The organism is Planctellipticum variicoloris, from assembly GCF_030622045.1.
GTDB lineage: Bacteria > Planctomycetota > Planctomycetia > Planctomycetales > Planctomycetaceae > Planctellipticum > Planctellipticum variicoloris.
Map to the genome: position 1 here is coordinate 2,279,536 of NZ_CP130886.1, position 24,217 is coordinate 2,303,752.

A 24,217-nucleotide genomic window follows, 5' to 3' on the forward strand; every position below is an offset into this window, starting at 1 on the left:
CGCGGATCTGGCCAGTCTGGCGGCCGTTGTTGAGCGTGGTGTTGTTGACGCTGATGATCCGCTGGGCCGATCTTGACCCTGCGATCTCCGCCCTGTTTTTTGACTCCGAAACGGGTGACTGGTCCTGGGCGCAGTCGTGGCCGGTTCAGTCGCTGTATTTGCTCGGACCTGTTCCTGCATTCCTACTGGCCGGAGGCGGAGCGCTCGCCTGGTTGATGGGGTGGAAACTGCAGGGCGCGGTCGCGCCGCCGAACTCGGCCAAGTTTCTGGTGGTCCTGTTCCTGATTGGACCGGGGCTGGTGGTGAATGTCGGATTCAAGCAGACCTGGGGACGTCCTCGTCCTTCGCAGGTGCGGCAGTTTGGCGGCGATCGGGAATTCGTGCCGGTCGGAACCCCCGGCGCCGGTCAGCACCGGAACTCCAGCTTTCCCTCCGGGCATGCGGCAACGGCGTTCTATCTGATGGCTCCGGCGTTTATGGTCCGGAGTCGAAGGCCGCGGCTGGCAGCCGGAGTTGCCGTGGCTGGCGGGCTGTTCGGGCTGCTGATGGGCCTGGCCCGGATCGCGCAGGGGGGGCACTGGGCGAGCGATATCCTCTGGAGCGCCGTCATCGTCTATCTGACGGCGGTCATTCTTGCACGATGGCTGCTCGTGCCGATCCGCAGGCCTGTTCCGGCGCCAGCCAGTCGTTAAGTCTGACCGAGGGGGTGGCAACCAGTCCGCCGTCGGCCCCAACGACATACAGTCCGGCTGCGCCGGGAGTGGCGTCGATCAGTTTCAGCCCGCGATCCGGCCCCAGCAGACAAGCCGAAGTCGCAAGTCCGTCCGCGGTGGCGCCGTCTGGAGCAACGACCGTCACGCTGCAACGGCGCGTCAGCCCCACGCCGGTCGCCACATCGACGAAGTGCGAGTAGCGAACTCCGTTAATTTCCACGAACTGGAATGCGTCGCCGGACGTCGAGGCGGCACAGTTCTTGAGGAGCAGATGCCGGCTGGGAGGTCCGTCCGGCTTGTCGAGGGGGGCGATGCCGACTTTCCAGCCCGCTGCGTCGGGAGGAGGATCTCCCGCCACGATGTCTCCCGCAATCGCGACCAGGGCGCGGCGGCAACCGTGCGATTTCAGGGTCTCGAATGCTTCCTGCGCGATGAGTCCCTTACCGATGCCGCCGAAATCGAGCTGCATGCCTTCCCGGGCCAGCTCGATGGATCGGGTTTCGGGATGGAACCTCACGAACTTGTCACCGACGTGGCGGCGCGTCTCGGCGATCTGTTCCGGGTCGGGAAGTTCCTGCTTCCGACGGGCGCGACGCCACAACTTGGTGAGCGGGCCGGCGGTGACGTCGAACGCGCCGTCGGTCAGTTCCGAGAACCGGCGGGCCGTCCGCAGCGTATTCCAGAGGTCTTGACTGACCGCGACGGGTTTTCCAGGTTGCGCCGTTCGGCAAAGACGCATTGCTTCGCTGTTCTCGTCGTAGTCGCTTAGAACGAGGTTGAGGGCGTCGATCCTTCGCCAGGCCGCCGCGGCGGCGTCATTTGCGACAGACTCCTGGTCAGCGTATAGTGTCAGATTGACGTCAACGCCGAGGCGCCGCTCTGTGTATTCGAAACGCGTCGCGTCGCCAGCCAGCAGCCGGGAGCCGGTTGCAACGCTGCCGATCGCCAGTGCCATTACGACCGCGGTTTGAATCATGGAGGAGTGAATGCGGGCGCCCGGCATGAAAGTCTCCAGTCCGTTCAGAAAGAGTTCTGCGCGATGTTGAGCCTACGTACCTCCCGGTTCGTCCTGCAAGTCCTGGCCTGTGTTGCGGCGGTTGCCCCGATGGCGGCGTTCGCCGCCGAGCCCGGCAAGGCGGCGGACATGCAGCCCTATGTGGAAATGATTTCCGGGACCGATGTGAAATTCGAAATGCTGCCGATTCCCGGCGGCGAATTCCTGATGGGAAGCCCCCCCGCCGAGGCGGATCGTAAGGACGACGAGGGCCCGCAGCACCCGGTGAAAGTCGATCCGTTCTGGATGGGCAAGCACGAAGTGACCTGGAACGAGTACGACATCTGGTCGTTCAATCTGGATATCAAGCGACGGGAACTGGAGAAGAAGCAGCCGACAGACCTCGATAAGGGAGCTGACGCGGTGACCCGCCCGACCAAGCCGTACACCGACATGACGTTCGGCATGGGGCAGCGGGGCTTTCCGGCGATCTGTATGACTCAGCACGCCGCCAAAAAGTATTGCGAATGGCTCTCGGCCAAAACCGGGCACTACTACCGACTGCCGACTGAGGCCGAATGGGAGTACGCCTGCCGTGCGGGAACGACGACGAAGTACTCTTTCGGCGATGACGACGCCGACCTCGACGACTACGCCTGGCACTACGGCAACAGCAACGAGAAGTACCAGAAAGTCGGCCTGAAGAAACCGAATCCCTGGGGGCTCCACGATATTCATGGCAACGTCGCCGAGTGGTGTCTCGACAAGTACGAAGCCGATTTCTACAGCAAGTTCCCGCTCGACAAGCCCGCGGTCTTCCCGTTGTGCATTCCCAACACGGAGTACCCCCGTGTGGCTCGCGGCGGTTCGTGGGACGACGATCCTCCGGCGCTCCGCAGCGCCGCCCGGAACTACTCGACCGACGAGTGGAAGCAACAGGATCCTCAGATTCCCAAGAGCGTCTGGTACATGACCGACGCTCTCCAGGTCGGGTTCCGGGTCGTCCGTCCGCTGAAGACGCCGACCGTCGAGGAACGTAAAACGCTGCAGCTTGACGCGATTCTGCCGAGCGACGCGCGGGAGAAGGCCAATCGCGATCAGTAACGACCGACAATCATTGTGATGCACCATTCCTGACCGGTTTTTTCACCAGATTCGCGGAGAGCTCCATGGATCCACACCCTTCGACGTCTCGCCGGGATTTCCTGAAGACCTCCTCGGTCGCCGCCGTCGGCGCCGGGCTCGCTCAGATCAGCCTGCAAAGTTCCGTCTACGCCAGCGGCGACGACTCGGTCAAAATCGGCCTGATCGGCGCCGGCGGTCGTGGAACCGGAGCAGCCAGTCAGGCCCTGTCGGTGGCGCCGAACGCGAAGCTGACTGCCGTCGGCGACATCTTCGAGAACGCCGCGCAGGCTGCCGCCAGCAACATCAAGGGCGCTATCGGCGACAAGGCGAGCCGCGTCACTGTCACGCCGGAAACGACCTTCAGCGGCTTCGACGCCTACAAGAAGGTGATCGAAAGCGGCGTCGATCTGGTGATCCTGGCGACGCCCCCCGGCTTCCGCCCGATTCACTTTGAGTACGCCGTGAACGCCGGCAAGCACGTCTTCATGGAGAAGCCGGTCGCCGTTGATTCCGTCGGTGTCCGGATGGTGCTGGCGGCCAACGAGATTGCCAAGCAGAAGAAGCTGAAGGTGGGCGTCGGTCTGCAGCGGCACCACCAGGTCGGCTACCTGGAAACCATTCAGCGGCTCAAGGACGGCGCGATCGGCGACATTCTGGCACTCCGCGTCTACTGGAACGGCGGCGGCGTGTGGGATCCGCGAGTGAGCTGGGAGAAGAAGACGTCGGAAATGGAGTACCAGATCAAGAACTGGTACTACTACAACTGGCTCTCCGGCGACCACATCAATGAGCAGCACATCCACAACCTGGACGTCGGCTGCTGGGTCAAGGGGAAGTACCCCGTCAAGTGCAACGGCATGGGGGGGCGACAGTTCCGGACCGACAAGAAATACGGCGAAATCTTCGATCACCACTACGTCGAGTATGAATTCGACGACGGCACGATCATGTACAGCCAGTGTCGCCACATCCCCAATTGCTGGAACAGCGTCTCCGAGCACGCCCACGGCAGCAAAGGGACGGTCGACATCAGCGGCTACAAGATCGACGGCGCCGAGAAGTGGCGGTATCGCGGTCCGAACCCGAATCCGTATCAGGTCGAGCACGACGACCTGCACGCCGCGATCCGTAGCGGCGCGGAGTACAACGAAGGGGATAACGGCGCCTACAGCACGATGACCGCCATCATGGGCCGGGACGCAACCTACTCGGGCCAGGTCATCAACTGGGATGACGCCATGAAGTCCGAGATCAGCCTGATGCCCAAAGTCTTCTCCTTCGACGCCGATCCTCCGGTCAAGGCCGATGCCGAAGGCCGCTACCCGGTCCCGATGCCCGGTCAGACCAAGGTCCTCTAGACCCGGTCGCCTGACGGAGCCAATAACGAAACTGCCCGCGAACGATCAGTCGTTCGCGGGCAGTTTGCATTTTCGAGAGTTGAAACGACCAACTGCGTTTGCGGGGCGGTGAACTGCGGTCGCTCGTCGTGGCGGCAGGGGGGAAGCTCCGGGGCGTCTTCGCGGAGCCTCGGATTCGTTAATGATTGTAACAGGAGTTAAAATCATGCGCTACTTCCTGATGAGCGTCATCGGCCTTATGGCGGGGCTGCCCCAACTGACCCTCCATGCCGCCGAGCCCTGCCGGATCGAAGTGGTCGAACAGGGGACCGGTTGGCCCGTGCCGCTGGTGGAACTGCGGACGATTCACAACGTCCGCTTCGTCACCGACAACGCCGGCGTCATCGCCTGCGATCTGCCCGAACTGATGGGGCGCGAAACGTGGTTTTCCGTCGCCGGCCACGGCTACGAAGTCCCTGCGGACGGCTTCGGCTATCGCGGCGTTCGAATTCCGATCGATCCCGGCGCGACGCGGCGGATCGAAGTCCGGCGGACGATCATCGCCCGCCGGATCGGCCGACTGACGGGGGGCGGGCTGTTTGCCGAAAGCCAGAAGTGCGGCGATGCGGGGCTGCCGGAGAGCGGCGTCCTGGGCTGCGACAGCACTCAGAACGCAATTCACCGGGGCAAGCTGTTCTGGATCTGGGGCGACACCAACCTGCCGCGGTATCCGCTCGGCATCTTTGACGCCTCATGTGCGGTCAGCGAGATCCCGTCCGCTGACGCACTGATTCCGCCGCTCAAGCCGAAGTTCGACTACTTCCGCGACGAGAAGGGGCAACCAAGGGGCGTGGCGAAATTACCGGGACCGGGGCCGACGTGGCTGGCGGCGATGGTCAGTCTGCCGGATCGGTCTGGAAATTCGCATCTGGTGGCGACGTATCTGAAGGTCAAGCCGCCGCTGGACGCATACCAGTGGGGGCTGACGCACTGGAATGAAGAGAAGCAGGCCTTCGAGCCGTTTCGCGTTCTGTGGGAGAAGGACAAGGATGGCGGCGAGCCGCCGCCTCGACCAGACGGACATGCGGTTCCCTGGGAGGACGAAGCAGGACGAAAGTGGATCCTCTTCGGCAATCCGTTTCCGACGTTGAAGATTCCCGCGACCTTTGAGGCCTGGCAGGACGCCGGCACGTGGATTGTTCTGAAACCGCAGGAGTCGGTGCCGGATCACGCCGGCGGGCCGGCGGTCAAGCCGCATACCGGTTCGATCGCCTGGAATCCGCATCGCCGGCGGTGGGTGACGGTCTTCCTGCAGAACTTCGGCAAGCCGTCGGTTTTCGGGGAGCTCTGGTACGCCGAGGCCGACCAGCCGACCGGCCCCTGGGGACCGGCGGTGAAAGTGCTGTCCCACGCCAACTACACGTTCTACAACCCCGTGCTCCATCCGGAGTTCACCGGAGCCGATTCCCCCTCTCTGTACTTTGAAGGAACGTACACGGTCAGCTTCACCGACAATCAACAACCGACGCCGCGGTACGAATACAATCAGATGCTGTACCGGCTCGATCTCGACGATCCGGCGCTCAAGCCGTCGCAGCCGCGTTGACAACGCAGCCCGGTTGCGTTTACGGGCGGCGTGCAGGTCTTTGTGAGTTGCAAGTGATTGTTTTGTCCGGAGTTGCGGCGATTCTGCTGTTGACGGATCGCGGCTCCGGTCGATAATGCCTGAGGCGATGTCGCCCAAGGCGCCCCCATGTTCCGCTTCGTGGTCCTCCTGACGCTGGTTGCTCAGACTCTGCAGCTCTTTGCCTGCTGCGAGAGTTGCTGCGCCGACGCGTCGGCTGCGACAGCTCCGGTGGCGGAGGCCCCGAAGTGCTGCCATCACCACCACGATAAGTCTCCCAACGAGGCTCCGAATGCGCCGCGGCAGCCCGCGCACCCGGACGACTCGCACCATGTCTGCCTGGCGACGCACGTCTTTTATGTGCGTGACGCCCGCGGGGGAGCGGCTGCGGCGACCGGCGAACTTCAGTTCGCCCTCCTCCCCGCGGTTGCAGGTCCCCGCCTGTCTGCGGTTCCGCTCGTGGAACCCTCCAGACTGGAGCTGCTGCACCCTGGGATTCCGGCGGCGACTGCGCGCGCGGCGCTCGGCGTCTATCTGCTGTAGCAGTCGCTGAGTCCCGGTTTCGGCCCGTGGCGGACTCTGTCGGCCGGGCCGGTTCTTTGGCGTCATTTCCCGTGCGATGGCCGCGCGCCGTATGCACTCGTTGAGTGCCGTCTTGCGCCCGGCGGGTGCGCCGATTGTGCTCTGCTTTCTCTGTGCCTTGAAAGGATTCTCCATGTTTCGGACTTCGATTCTGTCAGTTGCCGCCATGTGGTTTGTCGCGGGTTCGACTCCGATGGCAGTTGCCGCTCCGCCGGCGGCGCCGGTCCATGCTCACCCGGAGAAAGGTCCCCACGGCGGACCGCTGCTGGAACTGGGCGACGAAGAGTTCCATGCGGAAGTGCTGCTCGACGAAAAGGCGGGCACGCTGGCGATCTATTTGCTTGATAGCGCCGCCAAGATGGCCGTGCCAGTCGAGGCGAAGGAGCTGGTGATCAATCTCAAGCATGGGGGAAAACCGGTGCAGTTCAAGCTGCCAGCCGCTCCGCTCAAGACCGATCCCAAGGGGCAGTCGTCCTGCTTCGTCGTGAAGAGCCCGGACCTGATTCACAACCTGCACCACAAGGACCACGGCGCCCGGATGGCGGTCAAGGTCCGCGGCAAGTCCTACACGGCAAAGGTCGCGCTGGCGCACGATCACGATCACAAGCACTAAGTCGCCGGCATTCGAGTTGATAGTGATCGGGAAGACTGCGATGAAGTTGCGACTGAAAATTGTGACTGTCGGTCTGGCGGCGGCAGCTCTGGCTGCCGCCGGCTGGTACTGGCGCACGCCGCTTGAGGCGCAGGTCGCCGCCTGGCGGTCACGGGCGGTTCCGAAGTCCGCCGACGTTGATGACCACGCCGGTCACGACCATGCCGGCCATGATCACGGCGACGACGCTCATGCAGAGAGCGGCGTTAACGAAGTGCTGATTTCCGAGCAGGCCCGGGCCAACCTCGGGCTGCGCCTCGGCGAAGTGGAACTGACCGACTACACCCGGACGGTGGTCATTCCGGGGCGGATCATCGAGCAACCCGGTCACAGCGAACGTCGAATCACCACCACGCTCAGCGGGATTGTGACGAAAGTCTACACGCATCCGGGCCAGAGCGTCCGACCTGGCGACCCGGTGCTCGATCTGCAGCCGACGGGCGAAGTCCTGACCAATGCCCAGTCCACGCTGCTGAAAACGCTGCAGGATCTGGCGCTGGTGAACGCCGAGTTGAAACGGCTTGCGCCGCTCGTCGAGAGCGGTTCGATTCCAGCCCGACTGACAATCGAGAAAGAATATGACCGGACCCGCCTGGAGTCGCTGAAGCTCGTTCAGCAGCAGGAATTGCTGGTGCGGGGCGTCTCGCAGGAACAGATTGCGGAGATCATCGCCCGGAAGACGCTGCTCAAAGAGTTCACGCTGCGCGTGCCGGCCCGCGGAGAGACCACGGACGGTTCCGCCGGTATGGACCCCGATGAAACAGTCTACTCGGTCGAGCGGATCGACGTCTTTCCGGGGAAGCTGGTTCAGCCGGGCGAAGAACTCTGCTCCCTGGCGCTGCACCTGGAGCTGACGATCGAGGGTCAGGCGTTCGAGCGCGATGGTTCCGTCGTCACGCAGGCTTTGCAGGAGCAGTGGCCGGTGACGGTTCTGTTTGAGGGAGACGAAACCGCCGGGATCCGGCGGGAAGGTCTCAAACTGCGCTACATCGACAATTCACTCGATCCCGCTTCCCGACTGCTGCGATTCTACATTCCGATCCGGAACGAGGTTCTGCGGGATGTGACCGCGGAGGACGGCATCGTCTATCGCTCGTGGCGGTTCAAGCCGGGCCAGCGGGTCCGCATCCTGCTGCCGGTCGAGAAGCTTCCCGAACGGATTTTCCTGCCGCTCGACGCGGTGGTGTTTGAAGGACCCGATGCCTACGTCTATCGGTCCAACGGAAAGCTCTTCGAGCGAGTTCCGGTCGTCGTCGATCAGCGCGATCCCCGCGCCGTCGTCCTCAAGAACGACGGCAGCCTGTTCCCCGGCGACGAAATCGCGATGAACCAGGCCTATCAGATTCATCTGGCCCTGAAGCAACAGCAAGGCTCGGGCGTCGATCTGCACGCCGGGCACAACCATTGATGCGATAGAAATACAATACGAAGAGTACTCACCGCGGAGACGCGGAGGACGCGGAGAAGAGAATCTGGAGAGTGAGAAGTGAGTATTGAGTAGTGATGAGTGCAAAGTGTTCCTTAGCCGGGATGATCGATTGTAAACAGTCGAGATCGACTTCCTTCAATTTGCACTACTGACTCTTCAATACTCACTTTTCACTTTCCGAAATTCTATCGTTTCTCAGGCGTTTCTCCGCGTCCTCCGCGTCTCCGCGGTAAAACTTCTTTCTCTTCCACTCCTCTCCTTCTGACGATCTGGCCCGCATGAACTGGCTGCTCGACTTTTCGCTTCGGCATCGTCTCGTAGTGATCGCCCTCGCCCTGGTCACGCTCGTGCTCGGGACGCGGACGATCCTGTCGTTGCCGATCGACATCTTTCCGAATCTCACCCGGCCGCGGGTGACGGTCATGACCGAGTGTCCGGGGCTGGCGCCCGAAGAGGTCGAAACGCTGGTCACGTTCCCGCTGGAGACGGCCTTTAACGGTGCGACCGGCGTCGAAGCGGTCCGCAGTCAGTCGGGTATTGGCCTGTCGGTGATCTACGTCGAATTCGGCTGGTCAACCGACATCTACATCGCCCGGCAGATCGTCAACGAGCGCCTGGCGACCGTTTCCCAGCAGATGCCCGCCGGCGTCAAACCCGAACTGGCGCCGATCAGCTCGATCATGGGCCAGATCATGATGGTCGGCCTCACCTGCAAAGACGAAACGACCAGCCCTCTGGAACTGCGGACGCTCGCCGACTGGGTCATCCGCCCGCGTCTGTTGACGATTCCTGGCGTGGCTCAGGTGATCACGATGGGGGGCGGGCGGAAGCAGTATCAGGTCCGCGTGAATCCCGATCAGCTTCTTGCCTACGATGTGACGCTGCGCGAGATCGAAGCATCGCTGCGGGAGAGCAACGAGAACGCCACCGGCGGCTACGTGACCCAGGGCCCCCTCGAATATCTGGTGCGCAGCCTAGGCCGCATTCAGTCGATCGAGGATCTGGAGCAGACCGTCGTTCAAAGTCGACCGGGCCGGTCGGTGCTGCTGCGGGACGTGGCGACGGTTCAGGAAGGACCGCAAACCAAACGCGGAGACAGTTCGGTCAACGGTCTGCCGGCGGTCGTGCTGACGATCGCCAAACAGCCCCAGGGTGACACGCGACTCTTGTCAGACCAGATCACCGCGGCCCTCAAGGATCTCGAAGCGGCGCTCCCGCCGGGGGTGGAGATCCACGACGACGTCTACCAGCAGCGGTCGTTCATCGACCGTGGCGTCGACAATGTCGTCGAGGCGCTCCGCGACGGTGCGATTCTCGTCCTGATCGTGCTGTTTCTGTTTCTGCTGAACTTCCGGACCACCTTCATCACGCTGACGGCCATACCGCTCTCGATCGTCATGACCGGTCTCGTGTTCTACTGGTGCGGTCTGAGCATCAACGTCATGACCCTCGGCGGTCTCGCCGTGGCGATGGGGGAACTGGTCGACGATGCGATCGTCGATATCGAAAACGTGTTCCGTCGGCTGGGACAGAACGCGAGTCTGCCATCGCCCAGGCCCGTACTTGAAGTCGTCTACTCGGCGAGCCTGGAAGTGCGCAGTTCGATTGTCTTTGGAACCATGCTGGTCATTCTGGTCTTCATTCCGCTGTTTGCCCTGTCCGGAATCGAGGGGCGGCTGTTTGTCCCGTTGGGCATTGCGTACATCGTTTCCATTCTGGCCTCGCTGCTGGTCTCGCTGACCGTGACGCCGGTACTCGGCAGCCTGCTGCTGACGGGCCGGAATCGCAGCGGACATGGCGATAAGGACAGCCCGCTGCTCCGTCTTCTCAAGATCGCCGTGTCTCCCGTGGTTCGGACCAGTCTGCACCCGTTCGGGCTGGCGGTCATCCTGACTGTCGTGCTGGGGACAATTGGCGGCAGCGCCGTGATGTTTCTGCGCATGGGGACGGACTTCCTGCCCTCCTTTGACGAAGGGGCGGCTCAAGTCAACATCGTCATGCCCCCCGGATCGTCGCTGGAGACCTCGAATCGCGTCAGCGGCATGGTGGACCGGGCGTTCCTGAAGCATCGGGCTTCGCCCGAACAACCGCACGGCGTTGTCCAGAGCTTCATCCGCCGGAGTGGCAGGGCGGAGCTGGATGAGCATGCCGAGGGGGTCAACGTCACGGAGTATATCGTGACGCTGAATCCCGACAGCGGCGTCTCGCGGACGGATACGCTGGCCATTCTGCGGGGTGAACTCGCCGAGATTCCCGGCATCGAGTACGAAGCCGAGCAGCCGCTGGCGCACCTGATCAGCCACATGCTCTCGGGGGTTTCGGCGCAGATCGCCATCAAGCTCTACGGCGACGATCTCGACGTCCTCCGCCGGAAAGCTCAGGATATCAAGGGGGCGATCACTGGCATCCCCGGCCTGGCGCCGCCGGTCGTGGAGCCGCAGCAGCTCATCCCGCAATTGCGGATCGTCCTCGATCGCGAGCAACTGGCGGCGTATGGGCTCACGCCGGGCGAGGTCAACGAATTCATTGAGACCGCGCTTAACGGACGGGTCGTGTCGACGGTGCTCGAAGGTCAGCGGACGTTCGATCTGCAAGTGCGACTGGAGGAAGCCTACCGCACCGACTTCGACCAGATCCATCGGCTGTCGATCGACCTGCCTTCGGGAGGTCGGATTCCGCTGGCGACGGTGGCGAAGATTGAGCAGGGAGGGGGGCCGAATACGATCAGTCGCGAAAACGTCCGTCGGCGGATCACGGTCCGCGGGAACGCGACCGACCGCGACCTGGGGAGCGTCGTCGCGGATATCCGCCGGGCGGTCACAGAAAAGGTGGAATTGCCCGAAGGTTACTTTGTGGAATACGGCGGGCAGTTCGAAGCCCAGCAGGAGGCTTCCCGCCGGATTCTGCTGCTGAGCCTGGTCTCGCTGGCAGGCGTGTTCCTGGTGCTCTACACGCTCTTCCCATCGACCCGGATCGTCCTGCAGATCATGTTCGCCTTGCCTACCGCGTTTGTGGGCGGAGTCATCGCCTTGTGGCTGACGCACCAGTCGCTCAGCATTGCAGCCCTGGTGGGATTCATCTCGCTGGGAGGCATCGCCGCCCGCAACGGCATTCTGCTCGTCGCGCACTACCGGCATCTGATGCAGGAGGAGGGAGAGGGTTTTTCGGCGGAAATGGTCGTCCGCGGCAGCCTGGAGCGCCTCGCGCCGGTGCTGATGACCGCGTTGACCGCGGGAATCGGCCTGCTGCCGCTGGTCCTCGGCGGCCATCAGCCGGGGAAGGAGATTCTTTACCCGGTGGCGACCGTGATTCTGGGCGGACTGATCACGTCCACCCTCTGCGAGTACCTCGTCCACCCAGGCCTGTTTTACCGCTTCAGCGGCAAGTCCGCGGCTGCGATGGGGCAGCGCACGAACCAGACGCTTGAGAATCAAGAGGCATGAAGAAGACTTTTTACCGCGGAGCGGCTGTGTTCTTCGTCAAGGAAGATGCTCCTCGTTCCCAGGCTCCCGCCTGGGAACGCCCTCTTGCGAGGCTCCGCCTCGTCTGACATCGGACTGCAAACAAGTCGCCAGCCTCAGCGGGCGCTCCGCGTCCTTTTCCCTTCGGGCCCGTAAGATGGCAAAGAGCGAGGCAGAGCCTCGCAATCAGCCGGTTCCGAGGCAGAGCCTGGGAACCAGTGTGTTCGACTTTCTCACGGTTTTCTCCGCGTCTCGGTGAGATGTCTTCTCTTCGTCCGGCGAAGCGCCGGTGTGAGTCGTTATCCCAGCTCGGCGATCGGCGCCCCGTTCTCAATCACGGGCCGCGGCCGGCCGCGATTGTCGAGATAGCTCAGATCCTGCGGCACGCCCATGTGCCGGAAAATCGTTGCGGCCAGATCGCCCGGAGTGACGGGGCGTTCGAGGATGTTTCCTCCGTCTCGCTCGGTGGCCCCGATCACCTGACCGTGCCGCAGGCCGCCGCCGGCGACGGTCATCGACATGACCACGGGCCAGTGATTGCGACCGTCGGAGCTCCCCTGGGTCCCGATCTGCGGCGTCCGGCCGAATTCTCCCATCGCCAGGACCAGAACGTCATCCAGCAGCCCACGCTCGCCCAGGTCCTCGACCAGGGTCGTGATCAAGTGGTCGAAGACCGGCAACAGCGGACGGAGGCCGTTCCAGATGCCGCCGTAGGGAGGAATATTGTCGCCGTGCGTGTCCCACGTGCCGGAGGCCCCGTGGTTGCTCAGATCGATGGTCACGAAGCTCACGCCGGATTCGACGAGCCGTCGGGCCAGCAGCACCTGTTTGCACCATTCGTGGCTGCCGTATTTCTGGCGAGTCGCTTCCGACTCTTGAGAAACGTCGAACGCATTCCGCGCCGCCTGGCCGAGGACGATGTCCGTGGCCTGCCGGGTGAACCGGTCGACGGCATCCATCGAACCGGAGAGGTCTAGATCCCGTCGCAACCGATCCAAGTCGGAATAGAGCGACTGCCGGGTCTCCAGCCGTTCGGTCGTCAGACCAGACGGGAGCGCAAACAGGCTGCCGACGTCGTTGGCCACAAACGGGTCGTAGGACTTGCCGAGATAGCCCCCCCACGCCAGATGGGAGCGAGATTTCATGTTCAACACGACGTAAGGCGGCAGCTCGCGCGACTGGGCGGCCCGTTGCTTCGCGATCAGTGACGCGAGCGCCGGAAATTTTTCCGCCTCCCGGTTCTCCCGCGGCTCGGCAGCAAGGTTCGCGGTCTGCATGACCATGTTCGGTTCGTGATTCGAGTGCCGGCAGTCGACGGAGCGGATCAGCGTCATGCGATCCAGCATGGCCGCCTGCTTCGGCAGAAATTCGCACATCTGGACGCCGGGCAGAGCGGTGGGGATCACTCCGAAGGGGCCGCGGATTTCCTTTGGCGCCAACGGTTTCGGGTCCCAAGTATCGATATGGCTGGGGCCGCCGGTCATCCAGATCAAAATCACGCTCTTCTGCCGGGACGTCGAAGGGGTCGCTTCGCGGGCGGAGAGCAGCTTCGGCAGGCTGAGCCCCGCCAGTCCGGCGAGACTGGCTTTGAGAACGCTCCGTCGGCCAAAGACCTGCACCCCTTCGCGCTCGCGGGCGTTGAAGTTCATGAATGCGTGCGGGTGGTCGTGACGCGGGGCGGTCGAGGTCATTGACGCTTCCTTCGGGAAATCAGCACGTACGCGACGCATCAGAATACGTGCATGAGATTGGCGTGGGAAGGGGAATCACACAAATGCCGCAGGAGCTTTTGCGTGTCGGCGACAGATTTGCATACCGTGAAAACGCCTGCGATGCAGATCGAGCAATGATCATTCCGACGGCAAGTCGTGCCGGGTTTTTGAGCGACGTCAGAGATTCGGGCGTGAGTCATGGGTCAGCCCACAGGCCTGGAATTCGGTGTCTTCTGCGTACGGAACTGCTAGACTTGGATCGGTTTTGAGATCGAGGATCGATACGTTCCATCAGCAACGAATGCAATCCTCGCGCCGCCGGTGCTTATAGAGGGCCGACCGCTGTGAAACTGGGAACTTTGTTCGTCGCGATCGCGTGGATTTTTGCCGCGACCGCTTCAGCCGCCAATGACCCCGGTCTCTCGGAACGACTGCTCCCATTGATTGACGCCCATCAGGGACGGGTCGCCGTTGCCGTGCGACATCTCGAGAACGGAGCCAGCTTCGAATACCGCGCGGCGGAGCCGTTGCCGACAGCCAGTTTGATCAAACTCCCCGTCATGATTGCCGCATATCAGGCCGCTGCCGACGGCCAGCTCGATCTGGCGAAGGAACTGACGCTGCGGGCGGAGGACAAGGCGCCCGGCTCCGGAGTTCTGACTCCCCATTTTTCGCCCGGAGCAAAGCTCTCCGTGCGCGACGCCATCCGGCTGATGATTGCGTATTCGGACAACACCGCCACGAATCTGGTCGTCGATCAGATTGGCTTGCCAGCAACGGCCAATCTGATGGCCAGTCTGGGATTCCCGGAGACCCGTCTGCATGCCAAGGTCTTTCGAGGCGACACTTCCATTGCGCCCGAAAGGAGCAAGCAGTTCGGGCTGGGGAGCACGACGGCGCTCGACATGATCAGCCTGCTGGAAAGACTGCAGAAGGGGGAGGTTGTCAGTCCGGAGGCGAGTCGGGAGATGCTCGAACATCTCCGCGCCTGCGACGATAAAGACCGTCTCTCCCGGCATTTGCCGGCCGGGACGAAGATCGCCATGAAAACCGGCTCGGTCAACAATGCGCGAACGGTTGCCGGAATTATCGATTCTCCGGCCGGGGCGATTGCGATCTGCGTCCTGACGACCGAGAACCAGGACAAGCGCTGGACTGCCGACAATGCCGCCGTGGTGCTGATGGCGGAGATTTCCCGACAGGCCTGGCAGCGATTTCAGCCGCTGACTCCCCTGTCGGACCCGGGATTCACGGGAGAACTGGTGCTTGGCACTCAGGGGGAGATGGTCGAAGCGCTGCAGCGGACGCTGAATGCCCGATTGCAGCCGTCTCCGAATCTGAATATCGATGGCGACTTCGGGGCCGTCACCCGGCAGGCGGTTGTGGCGTTTCAGAAGCAGGCCGGCCTCCCGGAGACGGGGGTTGTCGGCCCGGAGTCGTGGGCTGCCTTGGGTTCGTTGCTCCTGGAAGACGCGCCGGTTTCCGATCCGGAAGTGATCAACAGCGAAAAACTGCCCAGGGAACCGGCGGATCCGGCGGCCGGGCCTCCCTTTGTGACCTGCAAAGCCTGGTGCGTGGGGGACGCTGCGACCGGAGGCGTCCTGTTTGGCAAGTGCGAAACGGATCGCTTGCACATTGCCAGTACGACCAAAGTCATGACAGCCTGGCTGACACTGAAAACGGTGGCCGAAGATCCGACTCTCCTCGATCAGGAAGTGACTTTCTCGGCCCGCGCCGACCAGACAATCGGCAGTTCGGCGCGCGTGAGGGCCGGTGAGAAGCTGCCGGTCCGCGATCTGCTGTACGGTTTGATGCTGCCGTCGGGAAACGACGCTTCAGTGGCGCTGGGGGAAGCACTCGGAGGGCGCTCTGCGCCGGCCGAGGGAGCCGCCGATCCGGACGATCCTCTGGGGAGATTCATTGCAGAAATGAACCGCGAAGCCGGCCGGCTGGGGATGACCTCGACGGTTTACAGCAATACGCACGGCCTGACCGAAGATTCCCATTTGTCGACTGCGGCCGATTTGCTGAAGCTGACAAGTCGTGCACTGCAGGATGATCGATTTCGCCAGATTATCCAGTGCCGCCAGTACGGGTGCCGGGTGGAGGGGAAGGGCGGGTATCGCCGTAACGTCAAATGGGAGAACACGAACCGTCTGCTGGGGACGGATGGCTATCTGGGAGTCAAGACGGGAACGACCAATGCCGCTGGAGCTTGTCTCGTCTCGGTCGGCGAGCGAAATGGTCGCGAGCTGATCGTTGTCGTTCTGGGCGCCGCCGCCAGCGAAGCCCGTTACGCTGAGACTCGCAACTTGTTTCGCTGGGCGTGGACGCAAGTTCCATCGCCATAGGGTTAACAGCAATTGTGCGACAGATGACGGTCGCCTAACCTCTTCCGGCATCAGGTCTTCATGCAAAACACAACTTGTCGAGCGTGGCCACGTGGGGTATTGTTAAGGATGTCGTGAGCGAATCCTGTTCCTGGTCGGTATTGAAGAAAGGGGAGGGCAGGGATGCGGAACTCGTACAAACTGGGTGATCCGGTCGTTTTCAGTGTGACCAAGTTCAGCACTGAACCGGGGCCGCGCGCTCACGATATTCACCCCGCGCCCTACGGGGAAACCTACCATTACCAGGTCGATAAATTCTGGCTGGTCGGCGAGATTCTGGACGACGGCAAGCTGCTGTTGCTCACTCGCCGCGGAAAACGCCACACGGTGACCGTGGACGATCCCCGCCTTCGCCCGGCTCGCTGGTGGGAGCGCTGGCTGCATCGGGACCGTTTTCCGAACTTGGATCAGGCGCTGGCGGCGCAGCCGGTTGAGACGGATGTTCCCGTTGCAACTCATTCGGCCTGAACGCCTTGGGGTGATGCAAGATCAGTCCCGGTTTGTTCGCCGGGCGCGAACCACCCTCCGCGAGTCTTTGTCTCCAGCCGGCGGGCGCTTGTGTCCCTCAGCCCCCGTCACTAGACTCACGCATCACTTTGACTCGCCGTTTGAACGTCGGGTCGGCCCGCGGAATCCAGGGGCGGCGCTGGCGGATTGCCAGCGCCCGGTTCCGGGTCGGGTCGCTCCTTCGACCGGCGTCCGGGAAGTATTGTCGCCATGAAGCATGTTCTGTCCGCGATGGTTATGAATCAGCCGGGGGTGCTCGCGCACATTTCCGGCATGCTGGCCTCGCGCGCCTTTAACATCGAGAGTCTTGCGGTCGGTGAGACCGAAGACGCCCAGTTCTCCCGGATTACGTTCGTCGTGACCGGTGACGACAAGGTGCTCGATCAGGTTCGCAAGCAGCTCGAAAAGATCGTGACCGTCGTCAAGGTGGCGGACTTCCAGAATGAGGACATCGTCGAACGGGATCTGATGCTGATCAAGGTCTCCGCCGGCAAGGGGGCGCGGACCGAGGTGCATGAGCTGACGGAAATCTTCCGCGGCAAGATTGTCGATGTGGATCTCGCGCATCTGATGATCGAAATCTCGGGCCAGGAATCGAAGATTAACGCCTTCATCGACATGATGCGGCCGTTCGGCATTATCGAGATGGTCCGCACCGGGCGAATCGCCTTGGCCCGCCATACGTCGCTGTCGGTCGATCAGGCCCTGCAACCGCCTCCCGTCTATGACGAGGCCGTCGCTGCGTCGTAGATTTTGGGGTTTTCCAGCCGGAAAATGCCCGAGTGCTGCTGGCGCGGGTTCGTCGTGGATCCTGTCGCTCTGACACAATTGTCTGAACCGTTCCTGTTGACGAAAGAACCGTGATGGCCGCGAAAGTGTATTACGATGACGACGCCGATCTGTCGCTGCTCAAGGGCAAGACGATCGCAATCCTGGGTTACGGCAGCCAGGGCCACGCCCAGGCCCAGAACCTGCGGGACAGCGGTTGCACGGTCATCATCGGTCAGCGTCCCGGCAGCAAGAACTACGACTTGGCCGTCAGCCACAACTTCAAGCCCCTCTCGGTTGTCGAGGCGGTGAAGCAGGCGGATCTGGTCAATATCCTGCTGCCGGACGAAGTCCAGGGCGACATTTATCGCACCGAGATCAAGCCGAACTTGAAACCCGGCGCGCTGCTGATGTGCTCCCACGGCTTCAACATCCACTTCAGCCAGGTCGTGCCGCCCGAAGGGCACGATGCAGCGCTGGTCGCCCCCAAGGGACCGGGGCACCTCGTCCGCAGCGAATACGAAAAAGGGGGCGGCGTCCCCTGTCTGATCGCTCTGTCGCCGGGGGCGTCGGAAACGTCCCGCAAGCTGGCGCTGGCGTATGCCAAAGGTGTCGGCGGCACGCGGGGCGGCGTCATCGAAACCACGTTCGCCGAGGAAACTGAAACGGACTTGTTCGGCGAGCAGGTCGTCCTCTGCGGCGGCGTGAGCGCCTTGATCAAGGCCGCCTTCGAGACTCTCGTCGAAGCCGGCTACCAGCCGGAAATGGCGTATTTTGAGTGTATGCACGAGCTGAAACTGATCGTCGACCTGTTCTACCAGGGCGGCCTCAACTACATGCGCTACAGCGTCTCCAACACGGCAGAGTACGGCGACTACACCCGCGGCCCGCGGATCGTCACCGACGAAACCAAGAAGGAGATGAAGCGGATCCTGAATGAGATTCAGACCGGCAAGTTCGCGCTGGAGTGGCTCCTGGAGAACAAGGCCAACCAGGCTTCCTTCAAGGCCATTCGTCGTCGCGAACGCGAACATCAGGTTGAAACGGTGGGCAAAGAGCTCCGCCGGATGATGAAGTGGATCAACGCCAAGGAATTCTAAGCCGCGGCGAGTCGAGAATGGATCATTTGCAGGCCCGGGGAGTTCGCTCTCCGGGCCTGCTTGTCAGTACGGGGGAAGGTTCGATGCTGCCGCTGCATGCCGATCACGCCCGGACCTGGCGCGAAAGCCGCTTTGTGTACCCCGTCCTCTCGCGGCGAAGCGGCGGCCTCTCGGTCGGAATCAATCTGAATCCGGACAAAGTCTGTAACTTCGGCTGCGTCTACTGCCAGGTCGATCGTCGCAGCGAATCTGAGACACAATTCGTCGCCACGGAACAGCTTCTCGCGGAACTGGAGTCGACGCTGGAGCTGATTGAGTCGGGCGCCGTATACGCGGACGAGAAGTTCCGCCAGGTGCCCGCTGAGCTGCGCCGGCTGAATGATATTGCGTTCTCGGGAGACGGGGAGCCGACGACGTTCCGAAATTTCGATCTAATTGCGACGGAAGTCGCCGGGATCAAGCGTCGCCGCCGCCTCGATGACGTCAAACTGGTCCTGATCACGAACGCTTCGATGTTCCACCGTCCCGGCTGCTTGCGGGCGCTCCGAGTCCTGGCCGAAAACAACGGAGAGATCTGGGCGAAGCTCGACGCCGGAACCGAGGGATACTTCCGCCAGGTCGAACGGACCGTAATCCCGTTTCAGCAGATCCTCGACAACATCACCAACGTCGCCTGCGAATGGCCCCTGGTGATTCAGAGTCTGTTCCTGAGGCTGAATGGCCAACCGCCTTCTCCAGAAGAAGTTGCGGCGTATGCCGGCCGGCTGGACGCGATCCTGTCCGCCGGGGGGAGGCTCGCCCTGGTGCAGATCTATACGGTGGCGCGGCGTCCGGCGGAGGCGGCGGTGACTGCGCTGACGGCGGCGGAGCTGGAGCAGATTGCCGCCGTTGTCAGAGAGCGGACCTCGCTCAAGGTCGCCGTTTTTCCGTAACAGTCGGAACAATCCGACTGGGGTTGTCGAAAGTCCTGAAAACCAAGTGTCTCTGGAAGGCTGGATCTCAGGGAGAACGTCCGGCCCTTGGATCGGCCGTGGCTTTGTTCGATTCGGGGTCGGTCCGGCGTTGTAAGTCGTTGACCGGACGCCCATTGCCGCCGTCGGCGATCACGTGCGTTCTGGCGGGCGGGCCGCGATTCGGACGCTTGAACCGGATCAAATTCAAAAAAGAATCGCCAGTGCATTGACGCCCCGTTCTGAGCGGGTATTATCTCTTTCTCACCGCACGACGGTGAAACGCCCGCCGCGACGCACGCGTCACTGGCAGGTGTTCTTGTTCTTTGACAATTTGGTGGATCGGTTCTGAGTATTCAGCTGTCGTATTATGCGGTTGCTGGCCGTACAAACCGTCTGCAAAGACCAAATCGCAACTTTTGTTGCGACCAACGTACGGCCGGCAGACAAACTCAGGTTGTCATGATCGTCGCGGCTTCGGCCAAGGCGTTTCGGAAACAATTCTCAAAGAGTTTGATTCTGGCTCAGAATGAACGTTGGCGGCGTGGATTAGGCATGCAAGTCGAGGGAGAACCCGCAAGGGGGACACCGGCGAACGGGGTAGGAATACGTAGGTAACGTACCCTCAGGACGGGGATAGCCACGGGAAACTGTGGGTAATACCCGATGATCTGGTCTGGTTTAATTATCGGATCAGCAAAGGTGAGATTCCACCTGAGGAGCGGCTTACGCGATATTAGCTTGTTGGCGAGGTAACGGCTCACCAAGGCTGCGATATCTAGGGGGTGTGAGAGCATGGCCCCCACCACTGGGACTGAGATACTGCCCAGACACCTACGGGTGGCTGCAGTCGAGAATCTTCGGCAATGGGCGAAAGCCTGACCGAGCGACGCCGCGTGCGGGACGAAGGCCTTCGGGTTGTAAACCGCTGTCGGGAGGGATGAAGTGCACGGGGGCTATCCCCTGTGTTTGACAGAGCTCCGGAGGAAGCACGGGCTAAGTTCGTGCCAGCAGCCGCGGTAATACGAACTGTGCGAACGTTATTCGGAATCACTGGGCTTAAAGGGTGCGTAGGCGGCGCTGTAAGTCAGGTGTGAAATCCCCCGGCTCAACCGGGGAATGGCGCTTGAAACTGCAGTGCTTGAGTGAGGTAGGGGTGCATGGAACTTCCGGTGGAGCGGTGAAATGTGTAGATATCGGAAGGAACGCCGGCGGCGAAAGCGGTGCACTGGGCCTTGTCTGACGCTGAGGCACGAAAGCTAGGGTAGCGAACGGGATTAGATACCCCGGTAGTCCTAGCCGTAAACACTGAGCACTGGAGCGGAGGGGTTTCGGCCTTTCCGCTCGCAGCGAAAGCGTTAAGTGCTCCGCCTGGGGAGTATGGTCGCAAGGCTGAAACTCAAAGAAATTGACGGGGGCTCACACAAGCGGTGGAGCATGTGGCTTAATTCGAGGCAACGCGAAGAACCTTATCCTGGATTTGACATGTGCGGATTAACTCTCTGAAAGGAGAGCCACGCCTTCGGGTGGAACGTGCACAGGTGCTGCATGGCTGTCGTCAGCTCGTGTCGTGAGATGTCGCGTTAAGTCGCTAAACGAGCGTAACCCCTATCCTTAGTTGCCAGCACGTTATGGTGGGGACTCTAAGGAGACCGCCGGCGTCAAGCCGGAGGAAGGCGGGGATGACGTCAAGTCCTCATGGCCTTTATGTCCAGGGCTGCACACGTGCTACAATGGTGCGTACAGAGGGACGCTAAGCCGCGAGGCCAAGCAAATCCCAAAAAGCGTGCCCCAGTTCGGATTGCAGGCTGCAACTCGCCTGCATGAAGCCGGAATCGCTAGTAATCGCCGGTCAGCAATACGGCGGTGAATGTGTTCCTGAGCCTTGTACACACCGCCCGTCAAGCCACGAAAGCGGGGGGCGCCTAAAGCCGCTCGTCTAACCGCAAGGAGGACGGCGTCCAAGGCGAAACTCGTGATTGGGACTAAGTCGTAACAAGGTAGCCGTAGGGGAACCTGCGGCTGGATCACCTCCTTTCTAAAGGATTCGGCTCGACCAGCCGGGATGGACCTGTGCCCCTCACGAGGCATGGGAGAATCCATCTGACAGATAACTTTCGCCGCATAAAACGGCAGCACTCAGAACCATCCGCCATCTTGAATAACCGCAGCCCCGAAGAGTTCGCTCTTCGGGGCTGTTGGTGTTTCTAGGCCTGGAGGCAGGGGGCCGTATTTACGGCAGGGGGATGCCCGCGATTTGAAAGCGAATCGGGACGCTCAGCAGCGCCGTCGCAGGTTGATAGATCAGCGAGGTCGTCCGGCTGTCGGGGATCCCCTCGAACGTGTACCGGACAGTCATTCCGCCCCCTTGCTCCTCGGAGACCTCGGAGCGGGCAAACGGAATCAACTTGCCATCATCCGTGCGAAGGCTGGCCGCCTGATGCAGGACCCAGCGCTGGTGGGACTCCAGCGGCGGGGCGTCAGTGTCGTAGACGAGTGTGATTTCAACCTCCGCATCGTCGGTGCCAGCGGGAGTGCGGGTGATCCGGACCCGGCCCAGCGCCGCCGTCGCTCCGCCTCGCCGCAACCAGCTTCGCTGGCCGTTCCACCAATTGTCGAACACGATTGTTTCCCGGCCGGTGGCCACCAGGGCGGCGATCTCGCCCTGAAGGCTGATGGCCGTCGTGCGGCGGCTTTCCGGCAACAGAAACTCTGTCGTAATCGGCCACTCCCGGCTCGCAACCCCCGCCGCCGTTTCATAGCGGGCTGCGGGGTTCCAGGCGTGAAGCTGCTCGTTGTCGGCGGTGGTCGCAATAAGATCGCTTGCGGCGTGCGTAAAGAGCAGGGGGCGCAGTCGGGGCTCGGCGGCAATTCCCAATTGGAATCGCAGGAGCTGACTGGACTCCAGCTTCTTGCTCTCGAATTCGACCAAGCGGACGATGAAGGACTCAGGAGACGTCTTCCAGCTCTCCGGTGCGGGAATTGACGCCAGATCCTTCCCTGCGGGGTCGATCTGGAGAACCTCCTCTTCGTCGGCGAACCGCCAGCGTCCCTCGGCCAGAGTCGCCACCGAATCCAGCGCCCGCCAGAATGGCTGGGGTTTGTTGCTGAACGGCTGCGTGGCGGGTGCGGTTGAGAGCTTTTCAGAAAGCCGAATTTTGACGCGGGACTGCTGTTCCAGTTCCCGGGTAAATCCATCAACCGTCTGATGTCCCTGAAACGTAATCAGGAGCGGCCTGAGAGAGTCTTTGGCGGACTGCTTCTCCAGGTGGATGCGCGTCCGCCGGAGAGCTTCGCGGGCCGGGACCGACTCGACCAGGTCGAGCGGCGGAAGATAGGGGAGCGCCGGCGGTCCGAGGTCCGTCAGTTGCTGTTCGGCGGACTGACGCTCGGCCAGTCGGGGCGATGCCAGTCCCGCGATCGCAACCCTGACCTGCTCCTGCAGTTCTGGCGTTGGTCCTCCGAGCGCCGGAGCGGCCAATCCCGCCAGCATCGCCGCAAGCCAACTCCGGACCAGGCGAGCCATGATTTTGCCCTTCACTGCGTGAATTGCGAGCCTTCAGTCTCAGTGTAGCGGTCGTAACGTTCCACGGCGACTGGTTGTTTTCGCCGTCGGCCTGCCAGTCGGCCGCGACGAGCTAGGCTTGTGTCATGGGAACATTTTGGCGCGTCCTGCCGGGTCTGCTATTGAGTTGCGTGGTTCCGTCGACCGCAACGGCCGACGATCCTGCACTTCAGATCTCCGTGCGCGGCCGCGAGTACACCGGGCGAGTGGTCGCCAGCAACTCCTCACGCGTCTGGTTCCAGGGCCGTGACGGGAGGCTGGAGCAATTTCCCGTCGACTGGGTTTCCGACTACCGCGAGTTGGGAGCAAGTTTTCGGCCGGCATCGGCGGCGGAGACCAAATCCGCGCTGACCCGCGAATTCGGGGACCGCTATCGAGTCGCCTGGTCCGGCCCATACGTCGTTGCCGGCCGCGCCGGGATGGCCGAACGCTACGCCACGATTTTTGACGAGCTGTATCGAGATTTTCGCCTGTATTTCAGCACTCGCGGATTCAAGCTGGGCGAACCGGAGTTTCCGCTGGCGGCGATCTGCTTTGCCACTCGGGAAGAATTTCTGGAGTACTGCCGAGAGGAGCAGGTACGACTCGCCGGTCCGGTCGTGGGCGTCTACCTCAGCGCGTCGAACCGGGTGGCGCTGTACGAGCAGCCGGTCGCATCCGACATCGATGCAACAGTGATTCACGAAGCCACCCATCAGCTCGCATTCAATCTGGGCGTCCATTCTCGCATCGGGGTCAGCCCGCGCTGGGTCGTCGAAGGGTTGGCGGAAGTTTTCGAGAATGCGTCGTTCCGCCGCCGTCAGCAGGGCGATCGCACCCGTGATCGAGCCAATCTTTCCCGGCTGCGGCACTTCAGCGTGACGTACCTGCCGAAACGCCCGGACAATGCGTTGGAAGAGCTGGTGCGGTCGGACGCGCCCTTCCGCGCATCGCCCCTGGACGCCTACAGCGAAGCCTGGGCGCTATCGTTCTTTCTGGCAGAGACGCGCGCGGCCCGCTACTCGGAGTATCTGCGGCGAATCGCGGCCCGCGACCCGACGGCCGACTACTCCGGCGAGGACCGACTTAAGGACTTTCGAGCGGTCTTCTCGACGCCGACCGGCGTGCTGGACGCCGAGTTTCGCCGGTTTATCGACCAGCTCGGCCGCTAGTCGACGGGGCAAGCTGGCTCAAGTTGCGCGGCAGTTTGCGCCGATTTTAACGACTGTCCGGGCATGCCGCAGGGCGGCCAGAACTTCCGAACTGCGCGGGAGTCGTTTCCAGGAACAGAGTCGAAACGGGCGTGGATCGACGCCTCCTGATCCGTTC

Annotated in this window: 17 protein-coding genes and 1 rRNA gene; 15 read left to right on the plus strand and 3 right to left on the minus strand. The window is 62.2% G+C overall.

Going from position 1 to position 24,217, the window contains the following annotated elements:
* Nucleotides 1-35 precede the first annotated feature (35 nt).
* Entirely contained in the window at nt 36-692 is a 657-nt protein-coding gene (locus SH412_RS08915; RefSeq protein WP_336524158.1) for a phosphatase PAP2 family protein, read from the plus strand.
* Here SH412_RS08915 and SH412_RS08920 read toward each other — a convergent pair.
* Nucleotides 628-1,716, minus strand: coding sequence for an FAD:protein FMN transferase (locus SH412_RS08920; protein WP_336523160.1), 1,089 nt, complete (start codon nt 1,714-1,716; stop codon nt 628-630). The two genes, SH412_RS08915 and SH412_RS08920, sit on opposite strands and share 65 nt — an antisense overlap.
* A 36-nt stretch (nt 1,717-1,752) precedes the next feature.
* On the opposite strand from SH412_RS08920, the gene SH412_RS08925 reads away from it, so the two are divergent.
* From SH412_RS08925 to SH412_RS08955, 7 genes are all read left to right on the plus strand, one after another.
* Nucleotides 1,753-2,811, plus strand: a complete 1,059-nt coding sequence (locus SH412_RS08925; protein WP_336523161.1) for a formylglycine-generating enzyme family protein — start codon at nt 1,753-1,755, stop codon at nt 2,809-2,811.
* Nucleotides 2,812-2,876: 65 nt separating this feature from the next.
* Nucleotides 2,877-4,190: a Gfo/Idh/MocA family oxidoreductase gene (locus SH412_RS08930; RefSeq protein ID WP_336523162.1), complete on the plus strand. Its 1,314-nt coding sequence runs from the start codon at nt 2,877-2,879 to the stop codon at nt 4,188-4,190.
* Nucleotides 4,191-4,395: 205 nt separating this feature from the next.
* A complete protein-coding gene (locus SH412_RS08935) occupies nt 4,396-5,775 on the plus strand; it encodes a hypothetical protein (RefSeq protein ID WP_336523163.1) in 1,380 nt (459 codons plus the stop codon).
* Nucleotides 5,776-5,922: 147 nt separating this feature from the next.
* Complete coding sequence (locus tag SH412_RS08940) at nt 5,923-6,336, plus strand: hypothetical protein (protein ID WP_336523164.1); 414 nt, start codon at nt 5,923-5,925, stop codon at nt 6,334-6,336.
* A gap of 172 nt (nt 6,337-6,508) precedes the next feature.
* Nucleotides 6,509-6,988 (plus strand): hypothetical protein, encoded by a 480-nt coding sequence (locus tag SH412_RS08945; RefSeq protein ID WP_336523165.1) that lies wholly within the window; start codon nt 6,509-6,511, stop codon nt 6,986-6,988.
* A 40-nt stretch (nt 6,989-7,028) separates the two neighbouring features.
* Entirely contained in the window at nt 7,029-8,435 is a 1,407-nt protein-coding gene (locus SH412_RS08950) for an efflux RND transporter periplasmic adaptor subunit (protein WP_336523166.1), read from the plus strand.
* Between the two features lie 299 nt (nt 8,436-8,734).
* A complete protein-coding gene (locus SH412_RS08955) occupies nt 8,735-11,899 on the plus strand; it encodes an efflux RND transporter permease subunit (protein ID WP_336523167.1) in 3,165 nt (1,054 codons plus the stop codon).
* 317 nt (nt 11,900-12,216) lie between these two features.
* Here SH412_RS08955 and SH412_RS08960 read toward each other — a convergent pair whose 3' ends face one another.
* Entirely contained in the window at nt 12,217-13,608 is a 1,392-nt protein-coding gene (locus SH412_RS08960; RefSeq protein WP_336523168.1) for a DUF1501 domain-containing protein, read from the minus strand.
* Between the two features lie 365 nt (nt 13,609-13,973).
* On the opposite strand from SH412_RS08960, the gene SH412_RS08965 reads away from it, so the two are divergent.
* The 6 genes from SH412_RS08965 to SH412_RS08990 all read left to right on the plus strand — a co-directional run bounded on the left by SH412_RS08965 (nt 13,974) and on the right by SH412_RS08990 (nt 21,382).
* Nucleotides 13,974-15,980: a serine hydrolase gene (locus SH412_RS08965; protein WP_336523169.1), complete on the plus strand. Its 2,007-nt coding sequence runs from the start codon at nt 13,974-13,976 to the stop codon at nt 15,978-15,980.
* 162 nt (nt 15,981-16,142) lie between these two features.
* Nucleotides 16,143-16,487 (plus strand): hypothetical protein, encoded by a 345-nt coding sequence (locus tag SH412_RS08970; protein WP_336523170.1) that lies wholly within the window; start codon nt 16,143-16,145, stop codon nt 16,485-16,487.
* A 249-nt stretch (nt 16,488-16,736) separates the two neighbouring features.
* A complete protein-coding gene (ilvN, locus tag SH412_RS08975) occupies nt 16,737-17,276 on the plus strand; it encodes an acetolactate synthase small subunit (protein WP_336523171.1) in 540 nt (179 codons plus the stop codon).
* Between the two features lie 113 nt (nt 17,277-17,389).
* Nucleotides 17,390-18,394, plus strand: coding sequence for a ketol-acid reductoisomerase (gene ilvC / locus SH412_RS08980; RefSeq protein WP_336523172.1), 1,005 nt, complete (start codon nt 17,390-17,392; stop codon nt 18,392-18,394).
* Nucleotides 18,395-18,477: 83 nt separating this feature from the next.
* The gene (locus SH412_RS08985; RefSeq protein WP_336523173.1) at nt 18,478-19,326 is read left to right on the plus strand and encodes a radical SAM protein; all 849 of its coding nucleotides are present in this window, start codon (nt 18,478-18,480) and stop codon (nt 19,324-19,326) included.
* A 519-nt stretch (nt 19,327-19,845) separates the two neighbouring features.
* Nucleotides 19,846-21,382 (plus strand): 16S ribosomal RNA (locus SH412_RS08990).
* Between the two features lie 195 nt (nt 21,383-21,577).
* Here SH412_RS08990 and SH412_RS08995 read toward each other — a convergent pair.
* Complete coding sequence (locus tag SH412_RS08995; protein WP_336523174.1) at nt 21,578-22,870, minus strand: hypothetical protein; 1,293 nt, start codon at nt 22,868-22,870, stop codon at nt 21,578-21,580.
* A 125-nt stretch (nt 22,871-22,995) separates the two neighbouring features.
* On the opposite strand from SH412_RS08995, the gene SH412_RS09000 reads away from it, so the two are divergent.
* Nucleotides 22,996-24,060 carry a DUF1570 domain-containing protein gene (locus SH412_RS09000; RefSeq protein ID WP_336523175.1) on the plus strand — a complete coding sequence of 355 codons (1,065 nt, stop codon included), beginning with the start codon at nt 22,996-22,998 and terminating at the stop codon, nt 24,058-24,060.
* Nucleotides 24,061-24,217: the final 157 nt, after the last annotated feature.

What these genes read in the sequence shown, in the direction of transcription:
- SH412_RS08920 (WP_336523160.1), bottom strand. Translation starts at nt 1,716, where the DNA reads ATGCCGGGCGCCCGCATTCACTCCTCCATGATTCAAACCGCGGTCGTA.
- SH412_RS08925 (WP_336523161.1), top strand. Translation starts at nt 1,753, where the DNA reads ATGTTGAGCCTACGTACCTCCCGGTTCGTCCTGCAAGTCCTGGCCTGT.
- SH412_RS08930 (WP_336523162.1), top strand. Translation starts at nt 2,877, where the DNA reads ATGGATCCACACCCTTCGACGTCTCGCCGGGATTTCCTGAAGACCTCC.
- SH412_RS08935 (WP_336523163.1), top strand. Translation starts at nt 4,396, where the DNA reads ATGCGCTACTTCCTGATGAGCGTCATCGGCCTTATGGCGGGGCTGCCC.
- SH412_RS08940 (WP_336523164.1), top strand. Translation starts at nt 5,923, where the DNA reads ATGTTCCGCTTCGTGGTCCTCCTGACGCTGGTTGCTCAGACTCTGCAG.
- SH412_RS08945 (WP_336523165.1), top strand. Translation starts at nt 6,509, where the DNA reads ATGTTTCGGACTTCGATTCTGTCAGTTGCCGCCATGTGGTTTGTCGCG.
- SH412_RS08950 (WP_336523166.1), top strand. Translation starts at nt 7,029, where the DNA reads ATGAAGTTGCGACTGAAAATTGTGACTGTCGGTCTGGCGGCGGCAGCT.
- SH412_RS08955 (WP_336523167.1), top strand. Translation starts at nt 8,735, where the DNA reads ATGAACTGGCTGCTCGACTTTTCGCTTCGGCATCGTCTCGTAGTGATC.
- SH412_RS08960 (WP_336523168.1), bottom strand. Translation starts at nt 13,608, where the DNA reads ATGACCTCGACCGCCCCGCGTCACGACCACCCGCACGCATTCATGAAC.
- SH412_RS08970 (WP_336523170.1), top strand. Translation starts at nt 16,143, where the DNA reads ATGCGGAACTCGTACAAACTGGGTGATCCGGTCGTTTTCAGTGTGACC.
- ilvN (WP_336523171.1), top strand. Translation starts at nt 16,737, where the DNA reads ATGAAGCATGTTCTGTCCGCGATGGTTATGAATCAGCCGGGGGTGCTC.
- ilvC (WP_336523172.1), top strand. Translation starts at nt 17,390, where the DNA reads ATGGCCGCGAAAGTGTATTACGATGACGACGCCGATCTGTCGCTGCTC.
- SH412_RS08985 (WP_336523173.1), top strand. Translation starts at nt 18,478, where the DNA reads ATGCTGCCGCTGCATGCCGATCACGCCCGGACCTGGCGCGAAAGCCGC.
- SH412_RS08995 (WP_336523174.1), bottom strand. Translation starts at nt 22,870, where the DNA reads ATGGCTCGCCTGGTCCGGAGTTGGCTTGCGGCGATGCTGGCGGGATTG.
- SH412_RS09000 (WP_336523175.1), top strand. Translation starts at nt 22,996, where the DNA reads ATGGGAACATTTTGGCGCGTCCTGCCGGGTCTGCTATTGAGTTGCGTG.